Source organism: Roseixanthobacter pseudopolyaromaticivorans, assembly GCF_043195145.2.
GTDB lineage: Bacteria > Pseudomonadota > Alphaproteobacteria > Rhizobiales > Xanthobacteraceae > NCEH01.
Window position 1 is genome coordinate 4,255,779 of record NZ_CM195539.1, and the last position, 25,610, is coordinate 4,281,388.

Annotated in this window: 26 protein-coding genes; 16 read left to right on the plus strand and 10 right to left on the minus strand. The window is 68.8% G+C overall.

All coding sequences use genetic code 11. The features are described 5' to 3' along the window. Positions 1-28 precede the first annotated feature (28 nt). Genes V5F68_RS19940 through V5F68_RS19955 form a run of 4 tightly spaced genes read right to left on the minus strand, consistent with a single transcriptional unit; the run spans position 29 to position 2,900 of the window. Entirely contained in the window at positions 29-751 is a 723-nt protein-coding gene (locus tag V5F68_RS19940) for an amino acid ABC transporter ATP-binding protein (RefSeq protein ID WP_394015823.1), read from the minus strand. Next, entirely contained in the window at positions 738-1,388 is a 651-nt protein-coding gene (locus V5F68_RS19945) for an amino acid ABC transporter permease (RefSeq protein WP_394015822.1), read from the minus strand. Before V5F68_RS19945 ends, V5F68_RS19940 begins: the two co-directional genes overlap by 14 nt. A gap of 3 nt (positions 1,389-1,391) precedes the next feature. Next, positions 1,392-2,054 (minus strand): amino acid ABC transporter permease, encoded by a 663-nt coding sequence (locus tag V5F68_RS19950; RefSeq protein WP_394015821.1) that lies wholly within the window; start codon positions 2,052-2,054, stop codon positions 1,392-1,394. A gap of 45 nt (positions 2,055-2,099) precedes the next feature. Then, positions 2,100-2,900 carry a transporter substrate-binding domain-containing protein gene (locus V5F68_RS19955; RefSeq protein WP_394015820.1) on the minus strand — a complete coding sequence of 267 codons (801 nt, stop codon included), beginning with the start codon at positions 2,898-2,900 and terminating at the stop codon, positions 2,100-2,102. Between the two features lie 144 nt (positions 2,901-3,044). Between V5F68_RS19955 and V5F68_RS19960 the strand changes: the two genes are divergently transcribed. Further along, on the plus strand, positions 3,045-3,923 hold the full coding sequence (locus V5F68_RS19960; RefSeq protein WP_394015819.1) for a LysR substrate-binding domain-containing protein: 879 nt from the start codon (positions 3,045-3,047) through the stop codon (positions 3,921-3,923). Positions 3,924-3,946: 23 nt separating this feature from the next. Here V5F68_RS19960 and glk read toward each other — a convergent pair whose 3' ends face one another. The 4 genes from glk to V5F68_RS19980 all read right to left on the minus strand — a co-directional run bounded on the left by glk (position 3,947) and on the right by V5F68_RS19980 (position 8,219). Then, the gene (gene glk, locus V5F68_RS19965) at positions 3,947-4,897 is read right to left on the minus strand and encodes a glucokinase (RefSeq protein WP_394015818.1); all 951 of its coding nucleotides are present in this window, start codon (positions 4,895-4,897) and stop codon (positions 3,947-3,949) included. A gap of 123 nt (positions 4,898-5,020) precedes the next feature. Further along, positions 5,021-6,517, minus strand: coding sequence for a tripartite tricarboxylate transporter permease (locus tag V5F68_RS19970; protein WP_394015817.1), 1,497 nt, complete (start codon positions 6,515-6,517; stop codon positions 5,021-5,023). Then, positions 6,517-6,981 (minus strand): tripartite tricarboxylate transporter TctB family protein, encoded by a 465-nt coding sequence (locus V5F68_RS19975; protein WP_394015816.1) that lies wholly within the window; start codon positions 6,979-6,981, stop codon positions 6,517-6,519. Before V5F68_RS19975 ends, V5F68_RS19970 begins: the two co-directional genes overlap by 1 nt. Positions 6,982-7,250: 269 nt before the next feature. Beyond that, entirely contained in the window at positions 7,251-8,219 is a 969-nt protein-coding gene (locus V5F68_RS19980) for a Bug family tripartite tricarboxylate transporter substrate binding protein (protein WP_394015815.1), read from the minus strand. A gap of 459 nt (positions 8,220-8,678) precedes the next feature. On the opposite strand from V5F68_RS19980, the gene V5F68_RS19985 reads away from it, so the two are divergent. The 13 genes from V5F68_RS19985 (at position 8,679) to V5F68_RS20045 (ending at position 22,328) form a co-directional block, all read left to right on the plus strand. Further along, the gene (locus V5F68_RS19985) at positions 8,679-9,392 is read left to right on the plus strand and encodes a Tim44/TimA family putative adaptor protein (RefSeq protein WP_394015814.1); all 714 of its coding nucleotides are present in this window, start codon (positions 8,679-8,681) and stop codon (positions 9,390-9,392) included. A 198-nt stretch (positions 9,393-9,590) separates the two neighbouring features. Continuing rightward, complete coding sequence (gene mltA / locus V5F68_RS19990; RefSeq protein ID WP_394015813.1) at positions 9,591-10,895, plus strand: murein transglycosylase A; 1,305 nt, start codon at positions 9,591-9,593, stop codon at positions 10,893-10,895. Beyond that, positions 10,892-11,518, plus strand: a complete 627-nt coding sequence (locus V5F68_RS19995) for a Smr/MutS family protein (RefSeq protein ID WP_394015812.1) — start codon at positions 10,892-10,894, stop codon at positions 11,516-11,518. Before mltA ends, V5F68_RS19995 begins: the two co-directional genes overlap by 4 nt. 10 nt (positions 11,519-11,528) lie before the next feature. Continuing rightward, complete coding sequence (locus tag V5F68_RS20000) at positions 11,529-11,894, plus strand: helix-turn-helix domain-containing protein (RefSeq protein ID WP_348843734.1); 366 nt, start codon at positions 11,529-11,531, stop codon at positions 11,892-11,894. A gap of 152 nt (positions 11,895-12,046) precedes the next feature. Further along, on the plus strand, positions 12,047-13,333 hold the full coding sequence (locus V5F68_RS20005) for an imelysin family protein (protein WP_394015811.1): 1,287 nt from the start codon (positions 12,047-12,049) through the stop codon (positions 13,331-13,333). A 5-nt stretch (positions 13,334-13,338) separates the two neighbouring features. Next, complete coding sequence (locus V5F68_RS20010; RefSeq protein WP_394015810.1) at positions 13,339-14,778, plus strand: multicopper oxidase family protein; 1,440 nt, start codon at positions 13,339-13,341, stop codon at positions 14,776-14,778. Beyond that, positions 14,778-16,001, plus strand: a complete 1,224-nt coding sequence (locus V5F68_RS20015) for a di-heme oxidoredictase family protein (RefSeq protein ID WP_394015809.1) — start codon at positions 14,778-14,780, stop codon at positions 15,999-16,001. The genes V5F68_RS20010 and V5F68_RS20015 overlap by 1 nt, the downstream gene beginning before the upstream one ends. 184 nt (positions 16,002-16,185) lie before the next feature. Continuing rightward, positions 16,186-17,223, plus strand: a complete 1,038-nt coding sequence (locus tag V5F68_RS20020) for an imelysin family protein (RefSeq protein ID WP_394015808.1) — start codon at positions 16,186-16,188, stop codon at positions 17,221-17,223. A 3-nt stretch (positions 17,224-17,226) separates the two neighbouring features. Then, complete coding sequence (locus V5F68_RS20025; protein ID WP_394015807.1) at positions 17,227-18,360, plus strand: DUF1513 domain-containing protein; 1,134 nt, start codon at positions 17,227-17,229, stop codon at positions 18,358-18,360. A 65-nt stretch (positions 18,361-18,425) separates the two neighbouring features. Beyond that, complete coding sequence (locus V5F68_RS20030) at positions 18,426-18,791, plus strand: PRC-barrel domain-containing protein (RefSeq protein WP_348843728.1); 366 nt, start codon at positions 18,426-18,428, stop codon at positions 18,789-18,791. A 150-nt stretch (positions 18,792-18,941) separates the two neighbouring features. Further along, on the plus strand, positions 18,942-19,307 hold the full coding sequence (locus tag V5F68_RS20035) for a PRC-barrel domain-containing protein (protein WP_394015806.1): 366 nt from the start codon (positions 18,942-18,944) through the stop codon (positions 19,305-19,307). Between the two features lie 3 nt (positions 19,308-19,310). Continuing rightward, on the plus strand, positions 19,311-19,517 hold the full coding sequence (locus V5F68_RS20040; protein WP_394015804.1) for a hypothetical protein: 207 nt from the start codon (positions 19,311-19,313) through the stop codon (positions 19,515-19,517). Between the two features lie 141 nt (positions 19,518-19,658). Beyond that, a complete protein-coding gene (locus V5F68_RS20045) occupies positions 19,659-22,328 on the plus strand; it encodes a TIGR02302 family protein (protein ID WP_394015803.1) in 2,670 nt (889 codons plus the stop codon). A 203-nt stretch (positions 22,329-22,531) separates the two neighbouring features. On the opposite strand, the gene V5F68_RS20050 is transcribed toward V5F68_RS20045, so the two are convergent. Then, on the minus strand, positions 22,532-23,260 hold the full coding sequence (locus V5F68_RS20050; protein ID WP_394015802.1) for an SAM-dependent methyltransferase: 729 nt from the start codon (positions 23,258-23,260) through the stop codon (positions 22,532-22,534). Next, complete coding sequence (gene hpt / locus V5F68_RS20055) at positions 23,257-23,793, minus strand: hypoxanthine phosphoribosyltransferase (protein ID WP_348843723.1); 537 nt, start codon at positions 23,791-23,793, stop codon at positions 23,257-23,259. The genes V5F68_RS20050 and hpt overlap by 4 nt, the downstream gene beginning before the upstream one ends. Positions 23,794-23,947: 154 nt before the next feature. Here hpt and ftsE point away from each other — a divergent pair, with 154 nt between their 5' ends. Both ftsE and V5F68_RS20065 read left to right on the plus strand, forming a co-directional pair. Then, positions 23,948-24,607 carry a cell division ATP-binding protein FtsE gene (gene ftsE, locus V5F68_RS20060; protein ID WP_348844549.1) on the plus strand — a complete coding sequence of 220 codons (660 nt, stop codon included), beginning with the start codon at positions 23,948-23,950 and terminating at the stop codon, positions 24,605-24,607. Next, positions 24,594-25,562 carry a cell division protein FtsX gene (locus V5F68_RS20065; protein WP_394015801.1) on the plus strand — a complete coding sequence of 323 codons (969 nt, stop codon included), beginning with the start codon at positions 24,594-24,596 and terminating at the stop codon, positions 25,560-25,562. Before ftsE ends, V5F68_RS20065 begins: the two co-directional genes overlap by 14 nt. Positions 25,563-25,610 lie beyond the last annotated feature (48 nt).

The window sequence follows — 25,610 nt, forward strand, 5'->3', positions numbered from 1 at the left end:
CCTGCGAACCGATGCGCGCGCATGATTTTCAGTGCGCGCCGGTCACGAATTGCGCCAATTCCGGGGTCTGCGGATTGGCGAACAGCGTCTTCGGCGCACCCTCCTCGTGGACCCGGCCCTGGTGCATGAAAATGAGCTTGGTGCCGACATCGCGGGCAAAGCGCATCTCGTGGGTGACGAGGATCAGCGTCATGCCCTCACTGGCGAGCTGCTCCACCACGCGCAGCACCTCGTTCACCAGTTCCGGATCGAGCGCGGAGGTGATCTCGTCGCACAGCAGGACGGTGGGCTGCATGGCCAGCGCCCGGGCGATGGCGACGCGCTGCTGCTGGCCGCCTGAGAGCTGGCTTGGATAGGCATCGAACTTGCCGGCCAGGCCGACCTTTTCCAGCAGCCCGGCGGCGGTGTCGCGCGCCTCGCCCTTCTGCATCTTGGCCACCACCGTGGGCGCCAGCATCACGTTCTGGCCCGCAGTCAGATGCGGGAACAGGTTGAACTGCTGGAACACCATGCCGACATGGCGGCGCAGGGTGCGCAGGTCGGTCTTGCCGACCGCCATCCCGTCGACCGTGATGGCACCGGCCTGGAATTCCTCCAGCCCGTTGATGCAGCGCAGGAGCGTGCTCTTGCCGCTGCCGGAGCGACCGATGATCGCCGCGACATCGCCGCGACCGATCTCGATGGATACGCCCTTCAAGACTTCGAGGGGACCGAAGCTCTTGCGGACATCTTGGATATCAACGAGCGACATTGAGACGGGCCTCCAGGCGCTTGGAACACCAGGACAGAGGGAAGCAGAGGCAGAAGTAGATCAGCGCCACCAGCGAATAGACGAGGAACGGGCGGAAGGTGGCGTTGTTGAGCATGGTCCCGGCCTTGGTCAGTTCGACAAAGCCGATGATGGAGGCGAGCGCCGTGCCCTTGATGACCTGCACCGAGAAGCCGACGGTGGGCGCCACCGCGATGCGCATGGCCTGGGGCAGGATGACGTAGCGCATCTGCTCCAGATAGGTCATGGCGAGCGTGCCGGAGGCCTCCCACTGGCCGCGCGGCACCGATTCCACGCAGCCGCGCCAGATCTCCGAAAGGAACGCGCTGGTCCAGAAGGTCAGCGCCAGCCACGCGGCAACCCAGGGGCTGACCTCGACGCCGAACAAGGCGATGCCGAAGAACAGCAGGAAGAGTTGCATCAGAAGCGGCGTGCCCTGGAAGAATTCGATGTACCCCGCCGTGAATAGGCGCAGCACCTCGTGCTTGGAGACGCGGCCGAACAGGACGAGCAGTCCCACCAGGCCGCCGCTGACGAAGGCGATGAGCGACAGGAGAATGGTCCAGCGCGTCGCCAGCAGCAGGTTTTCGAGGATGATCGCGAAGCTGAATTCGATCATGGGTCACGCCTTCGGAAACAGGGCGCGGCCGATGCCACGCAATATTGCGCGCATGGCGATGGCCAGCAGCAAGTAGAGAAGAGCGGCGACGAGATAGACTTCGAAGGCCCTGAAATTCCGCGACTGGACGAAATTCGCCGCGTAGGTCAGGTCTTCGGCCGAGATCTGCGAAACCACCGCCGACCCCAGCATGACGATGACGATCTGCGAGGAAAGCGCAGGGTAGACTTTCATGAAGGCCTGCTTCAGCACCACGTAGCGGAACGTCTCCAGCCGGCTCATGGCGAGCGAGGCCGCCGCCTCCAGATGGCCCTTCGGCACCGCCTGGATGCCGGCCCGGATGATCTCGGTGGAATAGGCCCCAAGATTGATCACCATGGCGAGGAACGCGGCTTCTGATTCCGTCATCTTCACGCCGATCGCCGGCAGGCCGAAGAACACGAAGAACAGCTGCACGATAAAGGGGGTGTTACGGATCAGCTCCACATAGGTGCCGACCGCATAGGCCGCCCATTTCGGCCCGAAGCTCCGGGCCCAGGCGCCCGCCGTTCCCACGGCGAGGCCGGTGACGGTCGAAACGACCGTGAGGATGATGGTGTAGAGCAATCCACGCGCCAGCACGTCCCAATAGGGCAGCAGGTCGCCGAAACTCATATGGTAGACCATGATGCCGCCCTCTGCGTAGCGCTGTTGAATGGCTACGAGCGCGGATCAGAAGTCCGCCGGCAGCGGCGCCTTCAGCCACTTTTCGGAAAACTTGGCGAGCGTGCCGTCCGCCTTCGCCTTGGTGATGATCTCGTTCACCTTGGCGAGGAGGGCAGGCTCCTCTTTGTTCAAGCCCACATAGCAGGGGCTGTTCTTGATGATGAACTTCAGCTCCGGCTTGCGGGCCGGGCTCTTCTCGGCGATCGCGGCGGCCACCGTGTTGCCGGTAGCGATCAGGTCCACCTGGCCGGAGATGAAGGCGGAGATGGTGGCGTTATTGTCCTCGTAGCGCTTCACGGTGGCGGAAGCCGGCGCGCTCTTGGTCAATTCCTGCTCCTCGATGGAGCCGCGCGTCGCACCCACCGTCTTGCCGGCGAGATCGTCGAACTTGGCCGAGGTTTCGCCCTTCAGGCCGTAGACGCCGGAGAAGAAGGGCGCATAGGCTACCGAGAAATCGATCACCTTCTCGCGCTCGGGATTCTTGCCGAGGCTGGAGATGACCAGGTCCACCTTCTTGGTCTGCAGATAGGCGATGCGGTTGGCGCTGGTGACCGGCACGATCTCGACCTTCACGCCGAGCTGCTCGCCGATGTAATTGGCCATGTCGATGTCATAGCCCACCGGCTTGAGATCGAGCCCGGCCGAGCCGAACGGCGCGAAATCCTGCGGCACGGCGATCTTGATGACCTTGGCCTTTTCGATATCGGCCAAAGTATCGGCCGAAGCGGGGCGCAGGGCGCCGGCCGCGAACACACCCACAAGCGCCGCGACGGCGCACCCGAAACGGAAGCTGTTCACCCGTGTCATCTGGAAGTTCCTGTTTTGCGATTGTTCCCCACCGGTGCTTCACGGCAGCAAGTTCGATGCCAGTGCCCGGTTATTGGGATCAGTGTTGCGCCGCAGCAGGGATAGGTCCAATATATCGTTGGACTTAATCGATATGTTTTGAATATGGATCTGCGCCAGCTTCGCTATTTCCTCGCGGTGGCCGAAGAGCTGTCCTTCACCCGGGCGGCGGCGCGGCTGAACATCTCGCAGCCGCCGCTCTCCCAGCAGATCGCCCAGCTCGAGGCGGAGCTGGACACGCGGCTGTTCACCCGCACCAGCCGCCGGGTGGAGCTGACCGCCGCCGGCCAGGAGCTGGAGGCGCAGGCCCGCGCTTTGCTGGAGCAGGCGGCGCGCACCCGCCTGCACGTGAAGGCCATCGGCGCCGGGCGCAGCGGCACCATCGCCATCGGCGCCACCGGCACGATCCTGCGCGGCGGCCTCGCCCAATGGCTCTCCGCCTATCGCCGCCACGCACCCGACGTGCGCACGGTCATTTTCGAGCAGGCCCCGGCGCTGCAGGTGAAGGCGGTGCTGGAGCTGCGCACCGACATCAGCTTCAACCGCTCGGTGGCCGACAGCGCGGAACTGGCGAGCACGCTGGCGTGGCAGGAATCCATCTCAGTGATCCTGCCGAAGGGCCATCGTCTCGCCGGGCGGCCCCATGTCGGCCTCGCCGAATTGAGCGCGGACGAGCATGTGATGCTGCATCCGGATTCCTCGGAATTCGCCCGCTATCTTCAGCGCTGCTGCGTGGATGCCGGGTTTTTGCCGCGGATCTCCCAGCAGGTGGTGGATTCCCAATCGATCCCGAGCCTGATCGCGGCGGGATTCGGGGTTTCCCTGGTGCCGGCCTCCACCGCCGCCTTCACCAGCGACGACGTGGTGTTCGTGCCCATCGCCCCGGCCCTGGTGGCGGATGTGTATATGATCTACCGGCGGCGCGAGCAGTCGCCCACCGTGCATGAATTCCTGCGCTGGCGGCAGATGGCGGGCCGCGCCTAGGGGGCGGATACTCCGCGCCGACCTCAGGCGGGTTCGAGGGTGGCGAGCAGGCGACGGCCCACTTCCGCCGCGCCGACGAGGCCCGGGGTGGGATGCACCACCACCCGGACGGGGATGGCGGCGAGGCGCGCCTGATAGGGCGGGTGATCCTCGAACGCCGCGCGGAACGGGGATTCGGCGAACAATTGCGCCATCGCCGCCCCGACCCCGCCGGAGATGAACACGCCGCCCCGCGCCAGGGTCAGCAGGGCGAAATCCCCCACCACCCGGCCCAGCAGGCGCAAAAACACGTGGCAGGTCTCGCGCTCGTTGCGCTGGCCCGACAGCGCCGCGGTGATGATGGAATGGGAGGTCGCGACCTCCCCGCTGAGGATGCGATGCAGCCGCACCAGACCGCTCCCCGACAGCACATGCTCGACGCTCACGGGCCCGAGATCCTGCACCAGATGGGCCAGCACCCGGGCCTCCTCGGAGGTGACGGCGCCGAAGCGCACGTGCCCGCCTTCGCCGGGCAAAACCTCATAGCCCTCGCCCCGCGGCAGCACCAGCGCGGTACCGAGACCGGTCCCGGGGCCGCACACCAGAATCGGCGCGCCCTCGACCGCCTTGCCCGTGCCGACGGTCACGAGGTTCTGCGAGCCGAGGCGAACCACCCCATGCGCCAAGGCGGCGAAATCGTTCAGCACGGTCAGCGCGTCCAGCCCCAGCGCGCGGGCCAGCTCCGGACGGGAGAAATGCCAGTCTCGATTGGTCATCTTCACATCGTCGCCGTCCACCGGGCCGGCGACTGCGAACACGCCGGCCCGTGGGCGCGGCCCGCCGATGTTGGACAGATAGACGCCGAAGAGGTCTTCCAGGCTGGCATAAGAATCGTTCGCTTCCACCCGCAGGTCGAACAGCGTGCCGTCATGGCTGGCGCGTGCGATGCGCGTGGAGGTGCCGCCGATATCGGCAAGAAGGAGCGTCGCGGGCATCAGGCATCCATGGGCAGAAAACGTCGAGCCCCTACGATTGGGCGGCCTTTCCGGTGTAATCAAGGCAAGACACCGGAAGGGCGGGGCCAGGACGCCGCCCTTCCGGCCTTGGAATCTGCCCCCTCAGGCCGGCCGGGGCGCCCCCATCCGCCGGCGCAGCAGGCTCCAGAGCGGCAGCAGCAGCACCGCGAGCGTGACGATGCCGAGCCCGGCCGAGATCGGCCGGTAGAAGAAGCCCAGCAGGTCGCCATCGGCCTTGATCATGGAGGTGACGAAGCTTTCCTCCAGCATCTTGCCAAGCACGATGCCGAGCACGCAAGGCGCGATCGGCACGTCGTGCTCCTCCATGAAGAAGCCGAGGACGCCGAAGCCCAGCATCACCACGATGCCGTAGACCGAATTGTTCACCGCGAACGCACCGACCACGCAGAACAGCAGGATCACCGGCATCAGGATGCGGCGCGGCACCCGCAGCAGGGCCGTGCCCGCCTTCAGCGCGGCGAGCCCAAGCGGGATCATGGCGAGGTTGGCGATGATGAAGATGAAGAACACCGCATAGATGGATTCGGGATTGTTGAGGAACAGCGTCGGCCCCGGGTTGAGCCCCTTCAGATACAGCACGCCGATGACGATGGCGGTGATGCTGTCGCCGGGAATGCCGAACACCAGCGCCGGCACCCAGGCGCCGGCGAGCGCGGCATTGTTGGACGAGGTGCTCTCGATGATGCCTTCCACGTGCCCGGTGCCGAATTTCTCCGGGGTCTTGGAGAATTTCCGGCTCATGGCATAGGAGACCCAGGCCGCGATATCCGCCCCCGCACCGGGCAGGATGCCGATGGCGGTGCCGGTGATGTTGCCGCGGATCTGCTGCGGCCAGTATTTGACGAACATGGTGCCCCAGCCGCGCAGCGGATTGCCGAGCGAGGTCTGCTTCACCTCCCAGTCCTTGGCGCCGGAGGCCATGGCGCGGATCACCTCGGACACCGCGAACAGGCCGATCATGGCGGGGATGAAATCCACCCCGCTCATCAGGTCGGTATTGCCGAGCGTGAAGCGCGGGATGCCGGCGGGATTGTCCAGCCCGATGCACGCCACGAACAGGCCGAGGAACAGCGAGATCAGCCCCTTCACCGGCGAGCCCGAGCCGATGAAGATGGCGCAGGTGAGCCCGAGCAGCGCGAGCCAGAAATATTCGAACGAGGAAAAGCCCAGCGCCACCTCCGCGAGCAGCGGCGCCGAGACGATCAGCACCGCCGTGCCGAACAGCCCGCCGAGCGCGGAAAACAGCACGTTGGCGCCGAGCGCCACCTCCGCCTGTCCCTTGCGGGTCATCGCGTAGCATTCGTCGGTATAGGCGGCGGAGGCCGGCGTGCCGGGCATGCGCATCAGCGTGCTCGGAATGTCGCCGGCGAAGATCGCCATGGCCGAGCAGGAGATCATGGCGCCCACCGCCGAGATCGGATCCATGAAGAAGGTGATGGGCACCAGCAGCGCGATGGCCATAGTGGCGGTGAGGCCGGGAATCGCCCCGACCACCAGGCCGAACGCCGCCGCGATGAAAATGGTGAGGATGACGTGCCAATGCAGCACGAGGCCGATACCGGCTTCGATGGCGCCCATCACAGCATGCCCTCGATGAGGCCGCGCGGCAGCGGAACGCGCAGGCCGTGGGCGAAGGAATAATAGACGCACAGCGTCGCGATCAGCGCCACCGGCACGGCTGTGAGCGGGCGCACCTTCAGCATCAGGAACAGAGCCAGCAGCATCAGTGTGGAGGCGATGATGAAGCCGGTCAGCGGCGCCAGCACCATGTAGAGCGCCACCGCCGCCAGCGTGCCCCCGGCGCGCAGGAGGGCCGGCATCTCCCTTGCCCAACCGAGCATGAGCGCCGGCCCCGCGCCGGCCCGCAGGCTCTGCACCGCCAGCACGAGGCCGCACAGGAACAGGCCGCCGGCTATGGCCATGGGAAAGACGTCCGCCCCGAACTTCTGGCCCGGAATGGGCGGTAAAGTCGAGGCTGCGGCGGCCAGCGCCGCGGCCCCGATCATCACGGCGATGGCGAGGATCAGATCATTGACGCGCATAGTGCAGTCCTTGGGTGCGCATGAAACGTTCATTGGGATGATCCCCTGTTGCGGGGGGTCTACCGGCACTCCGGCCCATCTGACGGGGGCGCGCGCGTCGGCATGGCCGGCGCCCCCTCACCCGTCCGCTTCGCGGCCGACCTCTCCCCGGCGGGGAAAGGTGAATCTAGCGTCCCGCCTTTGCAGCAAAGGACTCTTTCGACGCCCCCTCTCCCCGCCGGGGAGAGGGTTGGCATGAGGGGCGAAACAAGCCCGTGAGCGGCAGGCAGCTATTTCGATAGCCCGACCTCTTTCATCACCGCGCCGAGGGCGGTGTCGCTCTGCGCCATGAACGTGCCGAACGCGGGGCCCTCCGCCCACCGCCCGCCGAACCCGCGATTGGTGAGGAACTCCTGGTATTCCTTGCTTTCGTAAGCCTTCTTCACCGAAGCGATGAGCTTGTCGGAAATCTCCTTCGGCAGGCCCTTCGGCCCGGCGATGCCGCGCCATGCGCCGATGGTCCAGTCGCTGCCGGTGGCTTCCTTCAGGGTCGGGATGTCCGGCATCAGCTTGGAGCGCTCCTTGCCCATGACGGCGAGGCTCTTCACCCGCCCGGCGTCGATCAGGGCGCGCGCTTCGGGAAGGGAGCAGGTGACGATCTGCACCCCGCCGGCCATCAGGTCCTGCAGGCCGGGGGCGGCGCCCGCGCTCGGCACCCATGGCACGCTCGCAGGGTCCACCTTCAGCGAGGACAGCATGCCGGCCACGGCCAGATGCCAGATGCCGCCCTGCCCGGTGCCGGACGCCTTGAACTTGCCGGGGCTCTTCTTGATGTCTTCGATCAGGTCGTTCGCCGTCTTGTAGGGGGAATCGGCGCGCACCTGGAGGCCGGCGGCATCCTCGTTCACCAGGCCGATTGGGGTGTAGGAAGAGGGGTCCAGCTTGGTGAGGCCGGCCCAGTGCATCATGGCGATTTCCACGGTCAGCAGGCCGATGGTGTAGCCGTCCGGCGGCGCGTCGGCGATCGCCTGATGGCCCACCACGCCCTGGCCGCCGGTGCGGTTCACCACGGCCACCGGCTGGCCGAGGTCGCGTTCCATCAGCGAGCCGATGATCCGCGCCACCGCGTCCGTGCCGCCGCCCGCGCCCCAGGGCACGATGAGCGTGATCGGCCGGTCGGGATAGGCCGCCCTGGCGGCCCCCAGCGGCAGCAATGCGGACATGGCGAGGCTAAGCCCGGCGACGAGCAATCGTTTCATGCGCTTCCTCCCGTTGGGGGCTCGAGCGGCCCCTTTGCCGCCTCCCCCGGCCTTGATTGGCGTGGCCTTTGGGTGGCGGCGGCAAATTCTTTTAATCGTTTGAAACAGAGTATGTGACCATGGGGCAGCGGTCAACGGAGCGTGCGGCGCGGTGGCGCATGTGGCGCATCACGGAACCCTGCCCTAAGGTTATTCACCGTCAGGCCGCCCGAGGGGGTGGCGGCGGCGCGCGGACAACGTACATATAGAGGGATATCGGTTTATCGCCCGCGCGGGGCGGCGTTGGCCGAGAAGGCGGGTTTCGGAATGCGGCCGGTTAGGATATCCATCTGAACCGAGGGTCGGTCGTGTCCCAGGGGTGGGGTCGCTTGGCGTCCTTCGGGATGGCGAGGGGCCTCAAGCGGCGGCAACATTGGCGGTGGCGGCTCGTCCGCGCAGCCGGAGGCATGGCGAAGCGCAGTGCTCGACATTTACACGATCATCTTCCTGGCCCTCGCGGTCTTCATCTTCTTCCGTCTGCGCTCGGTGCTCGGCCAGCGCACCGGCAAGGAACGGCCCCCTTACGACCCCTATTCGCGCGATGCCACGCGCCCGCCACCGGCCCCCGCCGACAATGTGGTGACCCTGCCGGAGCGCAACAGCGACCTGCCCGCCCGCGCGCCGGTGAACGACGATACTCCGCCCGGCTTCCGCTGGCAGGGCGTGACGACCGAGGGATCTCCGGTGGCCCTGGCGCTCGACCAGATCGTCGCTATCGAGCCGGATTTCGACGCGAAGCAATTCCTCTCCGGCGCCAAGGGCGCCTATGAGCTGATCGTGCTCGCATTCGCCAACGGCGACCGGCGCCAGCTCAAGGACCTGTTGGCCAAGGACGTCTATGACGGCTTCGTCGCCGCCATCGCCGATCGCGAGAGCCGGGGCGAGACCATGGAATCGCGCTTCGTTTCCATCGATACGGCGGACCTCGTGGACGCCAACGTGCGCGGCCGCACCGCCCAGGTCACGGTGCGCTTCGTTTCCAAGCTGATTTCCGTGACTCGCGCCAAGGATGGCTCGGTGGCGGACGGCAGCCCGGACAGCGTGTCCGATGTCACCGACGTGTGGACTTTCGCGCGCGATCTCGGCACCCGCGACCCCAATTGGAAGCTGGTCGCCACCGAAGCGGCGCAGTAAGGCCCATCGATGGCGCCCGCGCGCCCACCGCAGGCCGCTGACGCCGCTGCCACACCGGCGCGGCGCGGCGGCGGCACGGATGCGGAACCGGCCCACAGCGCGCCTCTCCTTCGCCCCCTCTCCCGCTTGCGGGGGAGGTTTGGAAAAGGCGAAAGCCGGCAGGCCGGCAGACCCCTCCTCGTTTTGCTACGCTCCGTAATGTCCGGCCTTCCAACAGCGCGAGCGCGCCGGAAGCAGACCGCCACCGCGCGCCCCGCCTTCTTCAGACAGCGCGCTGCGTTTGCCGGCCTTGCTCTCATCCTCGCGACCGGGCTCGCAATCCCGCCGGCGGCGGCTAGCGGCCTCGCCGGCCGGCCGGTCTTCGCGCCCGTCTCCCGGCCGGAGATCGCCGGCGCGCGGCTGGACCCGATCAGCTACGCCGCCTTGCCCGGCTGGGCGCAGGACGACCAGGCGGCCGCGTTCGCCACCTTCCTCGCCAGTTGCGGCGCCCTGCGCGCCCGTCCCGCGGAGGTCGGCCCGCCGGACAATCCCGCGCTGGTGCCGGGCCTGCGCACCGCGTGCGACAATGCCCGCCGCCTGGTGCGCACCCTCGCCCCCGAGACCGCCTCCGCAGCCGTCGCGCGGCTGTATTTCGAGGCCAATTTCCGGCCCTACACCATCGTGCCGGAGAAGAACCCGCCCGGCTTCCTGACCGGCTATTACGAGCCCGAGCTGGACGGTTCGCTCACCCCCACCCCCGAATTTAAGGTGCCGGTCTATGGCCGGCCGGCGGACCTCATCCCCACCGGCCCGGCCGGCAGCAACAAGGGCGGCGCGGTGCGCCGCGCCGGAGAGGGGCTGGTGCCTTATTATGATCGCGCGGAGATCGAGAGCGGCGCGCTCGCCGGGCGCGGGCTGGAAATCGCCTATATTGCCCATCCGGTGGATCTGTTCTTCATGCAGATCCAGGGATCGGCGCGCATCCGCCTGCCCGACGGCAAGGCGCTGCGGCTCAATTACGACGGCCATAACGGCTATCCCTACACGCCCGTCGGCCGCCTGCTGATCCAGCGCGGGCTGGTCTCGCGCGAGGCCATGTCCATGGCCGCCATCCGCGCCTATATCGAGCAGAACCCGCAGGCGGGAAGCGATTTGATGCGGGAGAACCGCTCGTTCGTGTTCTTCCGCGCCGTGCCGCTCGCCGCCGATGCGGGGGCGCTGGGCGCGCAGGGCGTGCCGCTGACGGCGGGGCGTTCCATCGCCATCGACCGCGCGCTCCACGCCTATGGCACGCCGATCTTCATCGACGCCCCTCTGCCGCTGGCGCACGCGACCAGCGCCGACCCTTTCCGCCGCCTGATGATCGCGCAGGATACCGGCTCCGCCATCGTCGGGCCGGCACGGGCCGATCTGTTCTTCGGGGCCGGCGATGCCGCCGCGGCGGTGGCCGGGCGCATCCGCCATCCCGGGGCCTTCACTCTCCTGGTGCCGCGCCTCCAGCCGGTGCGGGCGAAAGCGCCATGAGCCGGCGGGGCCGCAGGCGGCTGCTGAACGAGGAGGAGCGCGCGCTCTGGCAGCATGTGGTGCGCTCGGTTGCCCCGCTGCGCGCCGCTCCGCGCCCCCTCGCGCCGCCGCCCGCCCCCGTTGCAGCGCCTGTGCCACCGACGCCGGAGGCGGAGAGCCCCGCGAGCGAACCGGCCGCGCCCCCCGCCAAGAAGCGCATCCTGAGGCCCACCGGCACCGCCGCCGCGCGCCGCGCGCTGGAGGCCCCCGCCCCACCGCCGCTCTCGGTGCTCGAACCCAAGGTGCGGCGCCGCCTGACGCGGGGCGGCGAGGTGGATGCCCGGCTTGATCTGCATGGCCTCACCCAGGCGGCCGCCCATCGCCGGCTGCTGATGTTCGTGGTGGAGGCGCAGGCCGCAGGCCATGCTCTGGTGCTGGTGATCACCGGCAAGGGCGATCCGGAAACCGTGTTCATGGCCGGCACGCCGGAGCGCGGCGTGCTGCGCCGGGCGGTGCCGCAATGGCTCTCCGACGCCGCCATGCGGCCCTATGTGGTTGGCTTCGAGAGCGCCGCGCGCCGCCATGGGGGCGACGGCGCGCTCTATATCCGCATCCGCCGGCGGCGCGGCGCGGCGCAACCATGAGGGTGCGCGCATGACCCCGTTCGGGCGCCGGGTGCGCGAATTGCGCGCCCGCAAGGGCGTGACCCTCAGCGAGATGGCCCATGCGGTGGGCGTGACGCCGACCTATCTCTCGGCGCTGGAGAACGGCAAGCGCGGGCGCCCCACCTGGCCGCTGGTGCAGCGGGTGATCGCCTATTTCAATGTGATCTGGGACGAGGCGGAGGACCTCCAACGCCTCGCCGAGGTGTCCCATCCCCGCGTCACTGTGGACACCGCCGGCCTAACGCCGGAGGCGACCGAACTCGCCAATCTGCTGGCGAAGGAAATCGCTTTGCTGCCGCCCGAAGCGGTCGCCGAACTGCTGGGCCGCCTGAAGATCCTGCGCCGCCGCGCCTGACCGCTTCCCTCGCGTCCGGGTTTTATGCGCCAAGCATCCAGCCTGTAGTCATTCCAAGTTTGCGCGCTCAACTTGCGGGACATCTCCCCCTCGGTTATGGCTGATGCGGGGTGGCCCTGCGATTTCTGCCGGGCGACGCGGGAGCATTTGCTGTGATACGCGCCAAGACTTTCATCTTTGCCTTGGGATTTGCGGCGCTGTCCGCAATTACTACCGCCAGCGCGCAACCCGCACCGGCACCCAAGATTAAAGACGTTCTCTTCACTTACGCCAATCTGGCCGAGGCCATGTATGGCGACAGCCTGATCGCGGCGAAGACGCTGCAGGGCGCGGTGAACGCGTTCCTCGCCGCCCCCACCGACGCGACCCTGGCCAAGGCGCGCGACGCCTGGAAGGCCGCGCGCGTTCCCTACCAGCAGACCGAGGGATTCCGCTTCGGCAATAAGGTGGTGGATGCCTGGGAGGGCAAGGTGAACGCCTGGCCGCTCGACGAGGGCCTGATCGACTATGTGGCGCCGTCCTATGGCGACAGCTCCGATGAAAACCCGCTCTACAAGGCGAACATCATCGCCAACAAGCAGATCCGCGTCGGCAAGAAGATGGTGGACACCTCGACCATCACGCCCAAGCTGATCGCCTCGCTGGCCGAGGCGGCGGGCGTGGAGGCCAATGTCACCACCGGCTATCACGCCATCGAATTCCTGCTGTGGGGACAGGACCTGAACGGCACGAAGGCCGGCGCCGGCAATCGCCCCGCCACCGACTATGACCTGAAGGCCTGCACCAACGGCAATTGCGACCGTCGCGCCGCCTATCTCAAGGCCGCCACCGATCTGCTGGTCACCGATCTGCAGGAGATGGTCTCGGACTGGGGCGCCAAGGGCAAGGCGCGCGCCTTCGTGCTCACGAAGTCCGACAAGGCGGGGCTCGGCATCATCCTCACCGGCCTCGGCTCGCTCTCCTATGGCGAACTGGCGGGCGAGCGCATGAAGCTCGGCCTCATCCTGCACGACCCCGAGGAGGAGCATGACTGCTTCTCCGACAACACCCACAATTCCCATTATTACGACGAAGTCGGCATCACCGGCATCTATAACGGCCGCTACACCCGCCTCGACGGCAGCGTGGTGCAGGGTCCCTCGGTGGCCGATCTCGTCGCCGCCAAGGACCCCAAGGTGGCGGCCACGGTGAAGGAGCGCATGGACGCCGCGCTCGCTGCCCTGAAGGACATCAAGGACACCGCCGACAGCGGCAAGGAAGCCTATGACCAGATGATCGGCGAGGGGAATACCGAGGGCAACGCCCGCATCCAGCGCGGCATCGATGCCCTGGTGGCCCAGACCCGCGCGCTGGAGCAGGCGGTCGCCGCCCTCGGCGTGAAGATTAAGGTGGAAGGCTCCAAGAGCCTGGACGATCCCTCGAAGGTGAAGACGCACTGAACGAGATGTTCACGCGGCGCACCCTTCTGACCGGCCTCGCGGCAGGAGCCCTCAGCGGGTTCCTGCCGCAGCGCCTTGGGCAGGCCGCCGCGGCCACCGACCCGCGCGCGCCGATCCAGCCGCTCGCTTTGACGCCGCGCATCAGCCCGCGCACCCTGCTCGGGCCGGGCACGCAGGCGCAGGATCTCTTTCTCTTCAACGACACGATCTTCCCTGTCGTGCGCGCCCGGCGCGGCACCCGGCTGAAGGTCGCCGTGGACAATCGCCTGCCGGTCGGCACCACCGTGCATTGGCACGGCATCCGCCTGCCCAATGCGCAAGACGGCGTGCCGGGGCTGACGCAGGCGCTGATCCCCGCGAACGGCGGGCAATTCACCTATGAGGTGCCGTTGCCCGATGCCGGCACCTATTTCTTCCACCCCCATTGCGACGAGACCGGCCAGGTGGGACGCGGCCTCGCCGGGGTGCTGATCGTGGAGGAGGAGGAGAAGCTCCCCTTCCAGGCCGAGCATATCCTGGTCATCAAGGATTGGCGGCTGTCGCCGGACGGCGCCTTCCTGCCCTTCCTCACCGAGGAGGGCGCCTCCAAGGCCGGCACCTACGGCACCGTGCGCGGCGTCAATGGCGTGGGCCCGGCCCTGCTGTCCGCGCCCGCGCATGCGGACCTGCGCCTGCGCATCCTCAATCTGGATTCCACCCGCACCGTTCAGGTCGGCACCGGCGAGGCCGAGGGCTACATCATCGCCTATGACGGCCACGCCGTGCCGCCCGCGGATTTCGATACCTGCGACCTCGGCTCCTCCCAGCGGCTGGACCTGCACGTGCGCATGCCCGCCGAGGGGCAGAGCGTCTCGATTTACGACTACCGAACCGGCGGCGAACCTTTCCTGCTGGCGCGGATCGAGGCCACGGCCTCGACGTTCCACAAGCGCCCGTTCAAGCCCATCGCCCTGCCGGCGCCGAACGTGCCGAAGCCGGACCTGCGCAAGGCCGAGCGAATCGCCCTCAGCCTCCAGCAGGCCACCGACGAGGCCGCCAATGTGGCCGCCGGCCTGTCCCCGGACGACCCGCTCGCCAAGGCGCTGGTGGATCAATATTGCACCGGCCCGCGCACCTTCTGGGCCATCAACCAGAATTCCTGGCCCACCGGCGGCACCAAGCCCATGCCGGTGCCGCTCGCCCGCCTGGTGGCGGGGCGCTCCTATGTGCTCTCGCTCACCAATCCCACCCAGCATCTGCACCCCATCCACCTGCATGGGCATGTGTTCGACGTGATCTCGGCCAGCAAGTCCAAGCGGCCGCGCCATTATGCCGACACCGTGCTGCTGGCGGTGCGCGAGACCGCCGAAATCGCCTTCGTCGCGGCGCCGGGAAACTGGGTGCTCCATTGCCACATCCTCGACCATATGGAGACGGGGATGATGGGCTATGTGAGCATCGCCTGATGCGTCGGGCGCTGGTCCGCGCCCTGTTCGCGGCCGCTCTCTGCCTGCTCGGTGCCGGCACGGGCCGGGCCGACGAACTCGACATCGCCGTGGGAAAAGCCGTGTTCGACCGGCCCTGGGTGCCGGCGCCCTCCTCCACGCGCGGCAATGACGGGCTCGGCCCGCTGTTCGATGCCCGCTCCTGCAGCGCTTGCCACCCCAAGGACGGACGCGGCACGGCGCGCCTCGGCGCCGATGGCGCGCCGCTCGGCCACGGGCTGGTGGTGGCGCTCGCGCGGACGGGCGGGGCGCCCGACCCGGTGTATGGCGCCCGGCTGCAGACCGAAGCGGTGCAGGGCCTCGATGCCGAGGCGATCGTGCGCATCCGCGAGGGCCGCGACGATGCGGGGCGGGTCACCCGCATGCCGGTGCTGAGCGCGCTCGCCTATGGCCCGCTTGCTCCCGACACGGTGCCACGCCTGCGCGTCGCGCCGGACCTGCGCGGACGCGGGCTGCTGGAACGGGTGCCGCAGGCCGCCATCCTGGCGCTGGAGGACCCGGACGACCGCGACGGCGACAGCGTGCGTGGCCGTGCCCATCGTGTCATCGGCGCGGACGGGCGCGAAACCCTGGGCCGGTTCGGCTGGAAAGCGGCCCAGCCCACGCTTTCCGGACAGATCGCCGAGGCGTTCCATCTGGATCTCGGCCTCTCGACGCCGCTCCTCCCGGAACCTTGGGGCGATTGCACCCCGGCGCAGCCCCTGTGCCGGGCCGCGCCGCACGGCGTGACGCGCGAGGGGGAGAGCGAGATTTCCCCCGCTTTGTTCAATGCCCTCGTCGCCTATGTGGCGGACCTTCCCGTGCCCGGCGCGCGGGCCGATGCGGCCGGCGCCCGCTTGTTCGCCGCCACCGGCTGCGCCGCCTGCCACCGGCCGAACCTGCCGCTGGAGAGCGGCGGCACGGCGGCCCTATTCACCGACGTGCTGCTGCACGATCTCGGCCCCGGGCTCGACGACGGGCTCGACACACCCGCCGCCGCCGGGCGGGCTTGGCGCACCGCGCCGCTCGCCGGCCTCTCGCAGGCGCTCGCGCGCGGCACCGGCCTGCTGCACGATGGGCGCGCGGCGGACGTGAAAGCGGCGCTCGCCTGGCATGGCGGGGAGGCATCCTCGGCTCTCGCGCGCTATGGCAAGCTGCCCGCCCACGACCGCGAGGCCCTCATCCGCTATGTTTCCGGTCTCTAGAGCATTTTCGAGCGAAGCGGACCCCGGCTCGCGTGAAGAAAATGCGACAATACAATAAGTTAGAGCGTTTAGTCCCGCTGATCCGGGACACGACCCTGGTCCCGCAGTCTCCTTGCCCGAAGGTGCGCCGATGCCTCGAACGTTCTTCCCATCGCGTGTTCGCGCGCTCGTCTGCGGAACCCTCATGTCCGCCATAGGCGTGCTCGGCGCCAGCGTGCCCGCCGGCGCGGCGCCCAATGCCATGCCTGTGATCGAAACCTGGCTGCTGCCGCGCTATGACGCGCTCGCCGCCGCAACCGCTCGGCAGGAGGAAGACTGGCGCGCCTTCTGCGCCAAGCCCGCGGCGGAGGGCGTCGCGACCCTCGTCAGCGATTTCCGCGCGACCGGGGATGCCTGGGCGCAGGTGAGCTTCATCACCTTCGGCCCGGTGATCCTGGCGCTGCGCGCGGACCGCTTCAACCTGTTTCCGGACAAGCGTAACGCGGTCTCCCGCTCGATCCCCGAGTTGCTGGCCGACCCTGACGACAGCCGCCTCCAGACGGACCGTTTCCCCCGCCTGAGCGCCGCCGTGCAGGGCCTGCCAGCGCTGGAGCGCGTGCTGTTCGAGCCGAACGCGGCGCAGGATCTGGTCAGCGGCCCGCAGGCGGCCCGGCGCTGCCAGTTGGGCGCGGCCATCGCGCTCAATCTCGCCACCATCGCCAAGGAGATCCGCACTGGCTGGGGCAGCGAGACCTCCGGCCTGCTGGCGGAGGTGAAGAGCGGCACCGGCGACAAGGTGTTCCTGCCCGATCCCGCCCAGGTGCCGAGCCTGATCCTCACCGATCTCGCCGGCGCCTATCAGCGCGTGGTGGACCAGGGCCTCATCGCCGTGCTCGGCAAATCGCTGGAGGAAGCCAAGCCCCAGGCGGGCGAAGGCCGCCGCTCGGGCCGCGAGGCGGCCGTTCTCCAGCAGATGGTCAGAAGCGCCAATGCGCTCGGCACCCTCCTTGCCGCCGACTTTCAGGAGCCGGCGAAAAGCCAAGTGCTCGCCCGCTTCGCCGCCGCGCAAAAGGCGGTGGATGCCCTGCCCGCCGATCTCGGCGCCGCCGCCGCGGATCCCAAGCGCCGCAAGCTGCTGGAAAGCGCGGTCACCGAGGTGAAAGCGGCGCAAAAAGCGGTGGTGGACCCGCTCGCGGCGAAGCTCGGCGTGCCGCTCGGCTTCAATGCGCTGGATGGGGATTGAGCCATGATCTCCCGCCGCGCTTTGCTGCTGGGCGCCGGCGCGCTCGCCGCCGCCTCCCGCCTCGACCTCGCCCGTGCCCATGAGCTGTCCCACGCGCAAGATCTTTCGCCCGCGCAGGCGCGGACCCTCGCGGAGTCCCTGGCGCGAGGCTGGCTCGCCACCGGGCAGGTGGAGGGGGGATTTGCCCCGCTCGCCCTCGACAGCGCCTTGGACGCCGACCCGCTTGCCCTGAGCCCCGCCCGCCTGCACGCCATCGAGCCCGCCGCCCACGGCCCGCTCGCCGTGGCGGTGGGCCGGCGGCCCGGCAAGGTGGCGCTGGTGCTCGACCGCGCGGCCGGCAAGGAGATCGCGCGCTTCGCCCCCGGCGGGGACCGCGTGTTTTCCGGCCACGGCCGCTTCACACCCGACGGCACCGGCTTCCTCACGGTGGAGATCGACCCCGCGAGCGACCAGGGCACGCTCGCCCTGCGCAGCATCGCGGGGCATTTCGAAATCGTCGCCGAATGGCCCACCCGCGGCCCCGGCCCACACGACATGCTGCACATGGGCGACAGCCTCATCATCGCCAATGGCGGCGTGGAGCCGGGCACGCCGGCCGCCGTGGGCTGCGAGGAGACCGGCGCCAATCTCGCCCTCCTCGGCCCGGACGGCAGCGCGCGCGCCGTGTTCGCGCCCGGCGGCGATCTCGCCTCGCTCTCGCTGCGCCATCTGGCGCGCGATGCGGCGGGCGCGGTGGTGGCGGCGCAGGAAATCTCCCTGGTGCCCTCCAGCAAGCCGCTCCTCTTCGCCATTGACGAAGGGCGGGGCCTCACCGCCTACGAGGCGCCGGACGAGGCCTGGATGGGCCTGCGCGGCTATATCGGCTCGGTGGCGCTCGATGCCTCGGGGCGGATCGCGGCGGCGGCGAGCCCGCGTGGCGGGCGGGTGGCATTCTGGGAGCGCACGGGACGCTATCTCGGCTTCGTGCCGTTCCCGGACGGCTGCGGCCTTGCCCCCACCGCCGAAGCCGGACGGTTCCTGGCCACCAGCGGCTATGGCGAGGTGATCCTGATCGCGGTGGAGGATCGCGCGCCCCGCATCCTCGCCCGCCACACCGGCGGCCCGCGTTTTGACAATCACGTGTCCCGCATCGCGTGAGGGGAAGCGGAACTCCGGCGCCGGCTGCGGTGTTCCTTGGGGAAGATATCCGAGAGGAGAGCTCCATGGACACGCGGCAGGAAACCACGTCGTTGATCTCCACCAGCAAGGTGAGCGGCACCGACGTCTACAATACCGAGGGCGAGCACATCGGGTTCATCAGCGATGTGATGATCGACAAGCGCAGCGGCAAGGTGGCCTATGCAGTGCTGACCTTCGGCGCGGTGCTGGGCCTTGGCGGCGACCATCATCCCGTCCCCTGGGCGGCGTTGAAATACGATACGCGCCAGGGCGGCTATGTCACCGGCGTGACGATCGCCCAATTGCAGGACGCCCCGCCCTGGCCCGACGAGCAGGATTTCGACACCCGTCGCGCCGCCGAGCAGCGTCTGCACGGTCATTACGGCCTGCAGGGCTATTGGGTCGGCTGACCAACGCTTTCTTTTGCGATGAAATGAAGAACCCGGCGCTGTGACGCCGGGTTTTTCTTGTCGTGACTTGCACCACGCGCGCAAGCCGCAGCGGAACATTGGCGGGCGCAGGACGTTTCATAATGGAGAAATGTCTTCAAGGAGAATGTCATGGACATTCGCGACGAAACCACTTCGCTGATCGCCGGCGACAAGGTCTCCGGCACGGCGGTCTACAATCCGGCGGGCGACCATCTGGGCTCGATCCATGATCTCATGCTCGACAAGCGCTCCGGCCAGGTGGCCTATGCGGTGATGTCGTTCGGCGGTTTCCTGGGCATCGGCGAGAAATACCATCCCTTGCCCTGGTCCACGCTGGATTACGACCCGGTCCAGGGCGGCTATGTGGTAAACCTCAGCCGCACGCAGATGGAAGGCGCCCCGACCTATGGCGTCGAGGACCAGCCGACCTGGGACCGCGATTATGAAACCCGCGTGCACGATTATTATCGCGCGCCCTATTATTGGGGGATGTGAGCCATGCATCCCCGCCCCGTGCAGCCGCCGGCCGGCAGCCTCCCCTTCTCCCATCCGCGCTTTCGCCACACGCCGCAGGCGCAGGCGGGCTGGTGGGTGATGTCGCCGGAAGGCGCCCCGTTGGAAGGACCGTTCTTCAGCCGGGCCGAGGCGGTGCGGCGCATCGTCTCCACCACCGCGGCGACGCGGCCCGCACGGCGGGGCTTCTGAGCGATTGCGGGCCTTTCGCCCCATCGTGCCGCGCCGGCCCGCGATCTGAACGAGACGTGAGCACCGAGCGCGGCGCTCACGCTGGCCAGGACCGACAGCCGTGCTAAGCTCCGTTCTTTGGGGCTGGTGTTCGGAGGTCGCGTGAGCGGGACACCGGAAGTGAAGAAGCCGCGCGGACCCGCGCGACCCGAGGCGGACGGCAACGCGACGGCGTTTCTTGATCGCGCGGTGATGCGCGCCCGCAGGGTGCTGGCCTGGGAACGGGCTTGGCCGGTGATCGCCACAGCCCTGGTCGTGCTCGCCGCGTTCCTCGCCGTGTCCTGGGCGGGCTTCTGGCTGGTCGTGCCACCGCTGGTGCGCATGGTCGGCTTCGCGCTGTTCGCCCTCGCGTTCCTGGCCAGCCTGTATCCGCTCGTTCGCATGCGCTGGCCGCGCCGCGAGGAGGCGCTCTCCCGCCTCGACCGCGAGAGCCATCTCGCGCATCGCCCGGCAACTGCCATTTCCGATGCCCTCGCCACCCGCGCCGACGATCCCATCAGCGCCGCCTTGTGGCGCGCCCATGTGGCGAAGACGCTGGCGGCCGCACGCAATCTCAAGGCCGGCCTGCCGGCGCCGGGGCTTGCCGCGCGTGATCCCCGCGCGCTCCGGGCCCTGGCGGTGCTGGCGCTGTTCGCCACCTTCTTCCTCGCCGGCGGCGAGCGCTGGAGCCGCATCGAAAGCGCCTTCGACTGGTCCGGCGCCGTCATCCGCACGCCCTATCGCCTGGATGCCTGGGTGGACCCGCCGGCCTATACCGGCCGCCCGCCGGTGGTGCTGCCCGGCCTGCGTTCGGACGATCCCACGACCTTCCAGGCCGCCGCCCTTTCGGTGCCCGCCGGCAGCGTGCTGGTGGTGCGCGCCGTCGGGCTCGATGCCTCCGCGCTCAAGACCGAAGGCGGCATCGCCGAACTGAAGCCGCAGGAGGACGCCGCGCAGCGGCCACCCGAGGGCCCGGCGGCCCCGCCGCCGGAACGGCGGTTCGAGATCAGCCAGGCGGGCACCGTTTCGCTCGCCGGGCCGGACCGGCGCAGCGTGACGTGGAAGTTCACGGCGCTGCCGGACGCCAAGCCGACCATTACCTTCGCCAAGGACCCCCAGGGCGGCCAGCGCAACCAGCTGGTGCTCGCCTATCGCATCGAGGACGATTACGGCGCCAAGTCCGCGCGCGCCGTGTTCCAGGCCGCGCCGCCGCCTCCGCCCTTCTTCCCGCGTCCCGGCGCGCCCGCCCCGGTGGCGGCAAAGCCCCTGGTGGAGGCGCCCGATTTCGACCTCGCCTTGCCCGGCGCCGGCAGCAAGACCGGCGCGGCGCAGACCCAGAAGGACCTGGTGGCCCATCCCTGGGCCGGCGCCCTGGTGCGCCTGACGCTGAAGGTGACGGACGAAGCCGGCAACACGGGCGAGAGCGAGACCAAGACCTTCCGCCTGCCCGCCCGCACCTTCACCAAGCCGCTCGCCCGCGCGCTGATCGAGGAGCGCCAGCATCTCGCGCTCGATGCGGGCGCCAGCCGGCGGGTGCAGGATATTCTCTCCGCCCTGGCGCTTGCGCCAGACCAGTTCGGCATCGAGCCGGGGCAATATCTCGGCCTGCGCAGCGCCTATTGGCGGCTGCACAATGCCCGCTCGGACGATGATCTGCGCGGCGTGGTGGATTATCTGTGGGACATGGCGCTCGCCATAGAGGACGGCGATCTCAGCGCCGCTCAGAAGGAATTGCGCGACGCCCAGCAGGCCCTGCGCGATGCCCTGGAGCGTGGCGCCAGCGATGAGGAAATCAAGCGCCTCACGCAGGATCTGCGCGCCGCCATGGACAAGATGATGCGCCAGCTCGCCGAGGAAGCGCAGCGCAACGGCAATGCCGATGCCCGCCCGCTCGACCAGAACAGCCGCGTCATCCGCCCGCAGGACCTCCAGCGCATGCTGGACCGCATCGAGAACCTTGCCCGCAGCGGCGCAAAGGATGCCGCCAAGCAGCTTCTCGATGAGCTGCAGGCCATGATGGACAATCTCAAGCCGGGCAATCGCCAAGCCGGCCAGCAGGGGCAGCAGGGCCAGAGCGAGCTGGGCAATATGATCCAGGAGCAGCAGCGCCTGCGCGACCGCACCTATAAGCAGCGCCAGCAGCAGGGCCAGGGACAGCAAGGGCAGCAAGGCGGCGAACAGGGGCAGGAGGGCGAGAACGGCGCCTTCGGCCCGCTTCAGGAAGGCCAGGAGGGCCTGCGCCGCCGCCTCGGCCAGATGCTCGACGAGATGCGCCGCATGGAGCAGCAGCGCGGCCAGGGACAGGGCGAAGGCGAGGGGCAGGATCAGGCCGAAGGTCAGGGACAAGGCCAGGGCCAGGGGCAGGCGGGCGAAGGCCAGGGCGGCGAGAGCGCCGCTGGCCGCGCGGGCCGCGCCTTCGGCCGGGCCGAACAGGCCATGCGCGATGCCGAGCGCGCGCTCGGCGAGGGCAATGCCCAGGGCGCGCTGGATTCCCAGGGCCGCGCGCTCCAGGCCCTGCGCCAGGGCGCCCAGGCCATGGCGGAAGGCCAGCAGTCCAATCCCAACGGCCAGGGCCCCGGTGGCCCGTCCGGCCAGGGCGCCCAGCGCACCGACCCCATGGGCCGGCCGCTGCGCAGCCAGGATTATGGCGACGATTATTCCGTGAAAGTGCCCGAGGAGGTGGATGTCCAGCGCGCCCGCCAGGTGCTGGAGGAATTGCGCCGCCGCCTGGAGCAGACCAACCGGCCGCAGCTCGAACTCGACTATATCGAGCGGCTGCTGGAGAATTTCTAACCCGCGCCTGAGGGGAGGTCGCTTGCCCCCTCACCCCAGCCCTCTCCCCGCCGGGGAGAGGTCGAATCTTCCCGGATTCGCCGTTCACGTCCCGAGCTGAGCCGCCCCTTCACCTCTCCCCCACGAGGAGAGGTCGGCCGCGCAGCGGACGGGTGAGGGAGGAGTGCCGTTCCGCAAGTCCCCGACGCGTTGCGCGGGGTGGCTCACATCTTGCGGCGCGAGAGGCTGGCGGCCCAGAACAGGCTGGAGAAGAAGAAGGTCGGCGGTTCGAACCCGGCTTCGTCCAGCAGCTGCGCCACTTCGCTTTCCGAATGCGGCGGATCAGCCCCCTGGAGGATCTTGCCGAGCTTCGCCTCCACCTCGAGCGCGGATGCGCCATGCATGCGCCAGCGCTCGCCCCAGGCCTTCAGCAGCAAGGGATGCTCGGCATAAGCGAAGCGGTTGCCGGCGAGGATCAGCGGCGCCCCCGGTTTCAGCCGCAGCGCGAGGTCGGCCAGGATCGCGCGCTTCGCCTCCCGGCCCGGCAGATGGTGCAGCACCCCGATCAAGGTCGCCCCGTCGAACTGCGGTTCGGGCGGCAAATCGGACACCAGAGCGAGGCGGAAGGTGGTCCGCTCGGCAAGGCCGGCGCGCAGCACCTGCGCCACCGCCAGCTCCAGCATGGGCGCGGAGGGGTCGATGGCGGTGAAGCGCCAGTGCGGCTCCAGCGCGCCGGCGCTCAGCACCTCCTGCGCCCCGCCGCCCGCGCCCGCCACCAGAATGTGCGCCGCCCCGCCCGTGCCGATGGCGGCCGCCAGCATGCAGGCGGACAATTCGTGGCAGGCGTCATAGCCCGCGAGCGCGATCCGGCTCTGGGCCTGGTATTCGCCGGCCCGCGCGGGATCGAACTTGCGCACCCCCTCGCTGTCGGCGGGCGAAGGCGAAGCGATCATTCCAAGCCCTCGATATGGCCAATGAACGGCAATTGGCGGAACGCGTGGGCGACATCCATGCCGTAGCCCACCACGAACACATCCGGGCTCTCGAAGCCGACGAAATCCGCTTCGATCTGCACCGCCCGCTTGCCGGGCTTCTCGAGCAGCACGCACACCAGCACGCGCCGCGCGCCGCGCGCAACAAGCAGGTCCTTCGCGAACGCCAGGGTGCGGCCGGATTCCAGAATGTCGTCCACCAGCAGCACGTCGCGCCCGCGCACGTCGCTTTCCACATCGCGCAGGATCTGCACCTGGCCGGAGGAGACGGTCGCCTCGCGATAGGAGGAGAGGTGCACGAATTCCATTTCCGGCGTCAGGCCGGAGCCATGCAGCGCCCGCAGCAGATCCGCCGCGAACATGAACGAGCCCTTCAGCACCGCCACCACCAGCAGCTTTTCCGGTTCCAGGGCGGCGATTTCGAACGCCAGCTCACGATTGCGGGCGGCGATGCGGTTCTCATCGAACAGAACTTTAACCGTAGGGAGCGACATGGTTCCTCTCATTTCGTGCGAGCATGGACCGGGCGCGGGCAAGCGTCCAGACTCGGCCTGCAAGCGCCGGATGCGGCGGGGCCTTTCGCCTCGCCCGCCGGCACGGTCTATGGTTGGCGGGCGCAAGACGTCCGATTCGCTTAAGGTGGGGGCTTTGGTCCGCTTCGAGAATGTCGGCCTGAGATACGGCATGGGTCCGGAAGTGCTGAAGGATGTGACCTTCGGCATCGAGCCCAATTCGTTTCAGTTCCTCACCGGGCCGTCGGGCGCCGGCAAGACCACTTTGATGCGCCTGCTGTTCCTTTCGCTGAAGCCGACGCGGGGGCTCATCACCCTGTTCGGGCGCGACGTATCCTCGCTCGATCCCGACGAGGTGGCGGTGCTGCGCCGGCGCATCGGCATCGTGTTCCAGGATTTCCGCCTGCTGGACCATCTCACCACCTACGAGAACGTCGCCCTGCCGCTGCGCGTGCTCGGCAAGGAGGAGACCAGCTACCGCGCCGAAGTGACGGAATTGATGCACTGGGTCGGCCTCGGCGACCGTATGAACGTGCTGCCCCCCGTGCTCTCGGGCGGGGAGAAGCAGCGCGCCGCCATCGCCCGCGCGCTGATCGGCCGGCCCGAATTCCTGCTGGCCGACGAACCCACGGGCAATGTGGACCCCACCTTGGCGCGCCGCCTGCTGCGTCTGTTCGTGGAATTGAACAAATCCGGCACCTCGGTGCTGCTGGCCACCCACGACATCGCGCTGATGGACCAGTTCGACGCGCGGCGCCTCGTGATCGCGGACGGGCGGCTCTATGTCTATGAATAGCCCGCAGCCCGCCGAGAAGGAGGCGAAAACCCCACCCGCCCCAGCCCGCAGGAAGGCGAGCCGCAAGGCGCAGGGCTCCATCGTGCCGCGCGCCACCGTTGCCGGCCGCGCGCTGGTGGCGGTGGTGGCGATCATGACGTTCCTGGCGAGCCTCACGCTCGGCACCGTCATGGCGGTGCGGGCGACGGCGGAAACCTGGCGCAGTGACGTGGCCCGCGAGGTGACGATCCAGATCCGCGCCGGCGACCCGGCGGCGGTGGATGCCCAGGTGAAGGTTGCCACCGAGATCGCCCAGCGCACCCCCGGCATCGGCGAGGTCCATGTGCTGAGCCAGGACGAGACGGGGCGGCTGCTGGAACCCTGGCTCGGCACCGGGCTCGATTTTTCCGACCTTCCGGTGCCGCGCATCATCGTGCTGCGGCTGGATCCGAGCCAGACGGCGGACCTCGCGCGCCTGCGGCGCACGCTCACCGACAAGATCCCCACCGCCAGCCTCGACGACCACCGCTCCTGGTCGCGGCGGCTCGGCTCCATGGCCGAAGGCGTGATGGCGACCGGCATCGGCCTGCTGGTGCTGGTGGCCATCGCCACCGTGCTGTCGGTGGTGTTCGCCACCCGCGCGGCGGTGGCGACCAACCGCACCATCGTGGAGGTGCTGCATTTCGTCGGCGCCCGCGACGGCTTCATCGCCGCCCAGTTCCAGCGCCATTTCCTGAAGATCGGCACCCAGGGCGGGCTGCTGGGCGGCCTGTGCGCCAGCGCCGTGTTCCTGGCCATCGCCAGCCTGCCGCGCCTCGGCTTCGGCGGCGATCCGGAGAATCCCTCCATCCTCACCTGGCTCTATCCCGGCCTGCTGGGATTCGCCGGAATCGCGGTGCTGGTGCTGCTGGTCGCGGGCGTCACCGCCTTGACCTCGCGCATGACCGTTTACCGGACGTTGAGGACGATCCAGTGAGGCGGCTCAAAATTTCTCCTCGCCCACGCCTTATTCCACAGACATGCT

Bases quoted from the DNA above. Each gene is read 5' to 3' on its own strand.
- V5F68_RS19940 (WP_394015823.1), bottom strand. From the start codon at position 751: ATGTCGCTCGTTGATATCCAAGATGTCCGCAAGAGCTTCGGTCCCCTC.
- V5F68_RS19945 (WP_394015822.1), bottom strand. From the start codon at position 1,388: ATGATCGAATTCAGCTTCGCGATCATCCTCGAAAACCTGCTGCTGGCG.
- V5F68_RS19950 (WP_394015821.1), bottom strand. From the start codon at position 2,054: ATGGTCTACCATATGAGTTTCGGCGACCTGCTGCCCTATTGGGACGTG.
- V5F68_RS19955 (WP_394015820.1), bottom strand. From the start codon at position 2,900: ATGACACGGGTGAACAGCTTCCGTTTCGGGTGCGCCGTCGCGGCGCTT.
- V5F68_RS19960 (WP_394015819.1), top strand. From the start codon at position 3,045: ATGGATCTGCGCCAGCTTCGCTATTTCCTCGCGGTGGCCGAAGAGCTG.
- glk (WP_394015818.1), bottom strand. From the start codon at position 4,897: ATGCCCGCGACGCTCCTTCTTGCCGATATCGGCGGCACCTCCACGCGC.
- V5F68_RS19970 (WP_394015817.1), bottom strand. From the start codon at position 6,517: ATGGGCGCCATCGAAGCCGGTATCGGCCTCGTGCTGCATTGGCACGTC.
- V5F68_RS19975 (WP_394015816.1), bottom strand. From the start codon at position 6,981: ATGCGCGTCAATGATCTGATCCTCGCCATCGCCGTGATGATCGGGGCC.
- V5F68_RS19980 (WP_394015815.1), bottom strand. From the start codon at position 8,219: ATGAAACGATTGCTCGTCGCCGGGCTTAGCCTCGCCATGTCCGCATTG.
- mltA (WP_394015813.1), top strand. From the start codon at position 9,591: ATGTCCGGCCTTCCAACAGCGCGAGCGCGCCGGAAGCAGACCGCCACC.
- V5F68_RS19995 (WP_394015812.1), top strand. From the start codon at position 10,892: ATGAGCCGGCGGGGCCGCAGGCGGCTGCTGAACGAGGAGGAGCGCGCG.
- V5F68_RS20000 (WP_348843734.1), top strand. From the start codon at position 11,529: ATGACCCCGTTCGGGCGCCGGGTGCGCGAATTGCGCGCCCGCAAGGGC.
- V5F68_RS20010 (WP_394015810.1), top strand. From the start codon at position 13,339: ATGTTCACGCGGCGCACCCTTCTGACCGGCCTCGCGGCAGGAGCCCTC.
- V5F68_RS20015 (WP_394015809.1), top strand. From the start codon at position 14,778: ATGCGTCGGGCGCTGGTCCGCGCCCTGTTCGCGGCCGCTCTCTGCCTG.
- V5F68_RS20020 (WP_394015808.1), top strand. From the start codon at position 16,186: ATGTCCGCCATAGGCGTGCTCGGCGCCAGCGTGCCCGCCGGCGCGGCG.
- V5F68_RS20025 (WP_394015807.1), top strand. From the start codon at position 17,227: ATGATCTCCCGCCGCGCTTTGCTGCTGGGCGCCGGCGCGCTCGCCGCC.
- V5F68_RS20030 (WP_348843728.1), top strand. From the start codon at position 18,426: ATGGACACGCGGCAGGAAACCACGTCGTTGATCTCCACCAGCAAGGTG.
- V5F68_RS20035 (WP_394015806.1), top strand. From the start codon at position 18,942: ATGGACATTCGCGACGAAACCACTTCGCTGATCGCCGGCGACAAGGTC.
- V5F68_RS20040 (WP_394015804.1), top strand. From the start codon at position 19,311: ATGCATCCCCGCCCCGTGCAGCCGCCGGCCGGCAGCCTCCCCTTCTCC.
- V5F68_RS20050 (WP_394015802.1), bottom strand. From the start codon at position 23,260: ATGATCGCTTCGCCTTCGCCCGCCGACAGCGAGGGGGTGCGCAAGTTC.
- hpt (WP_348843723.1), bottom strand. From the start codon at position 23,793: ATGTCGCTCCCTACGGTTAAAGTTCTGTTCGATGAGAACCGCATCGCC.
- V5F68_RS20065 (WP_394015801.1), top strand. From the start codon at position 24,594: ATGTCTATGAATAGCCCGCAGCCCGCCGAGAAGGAGGCGAAAACCCCA.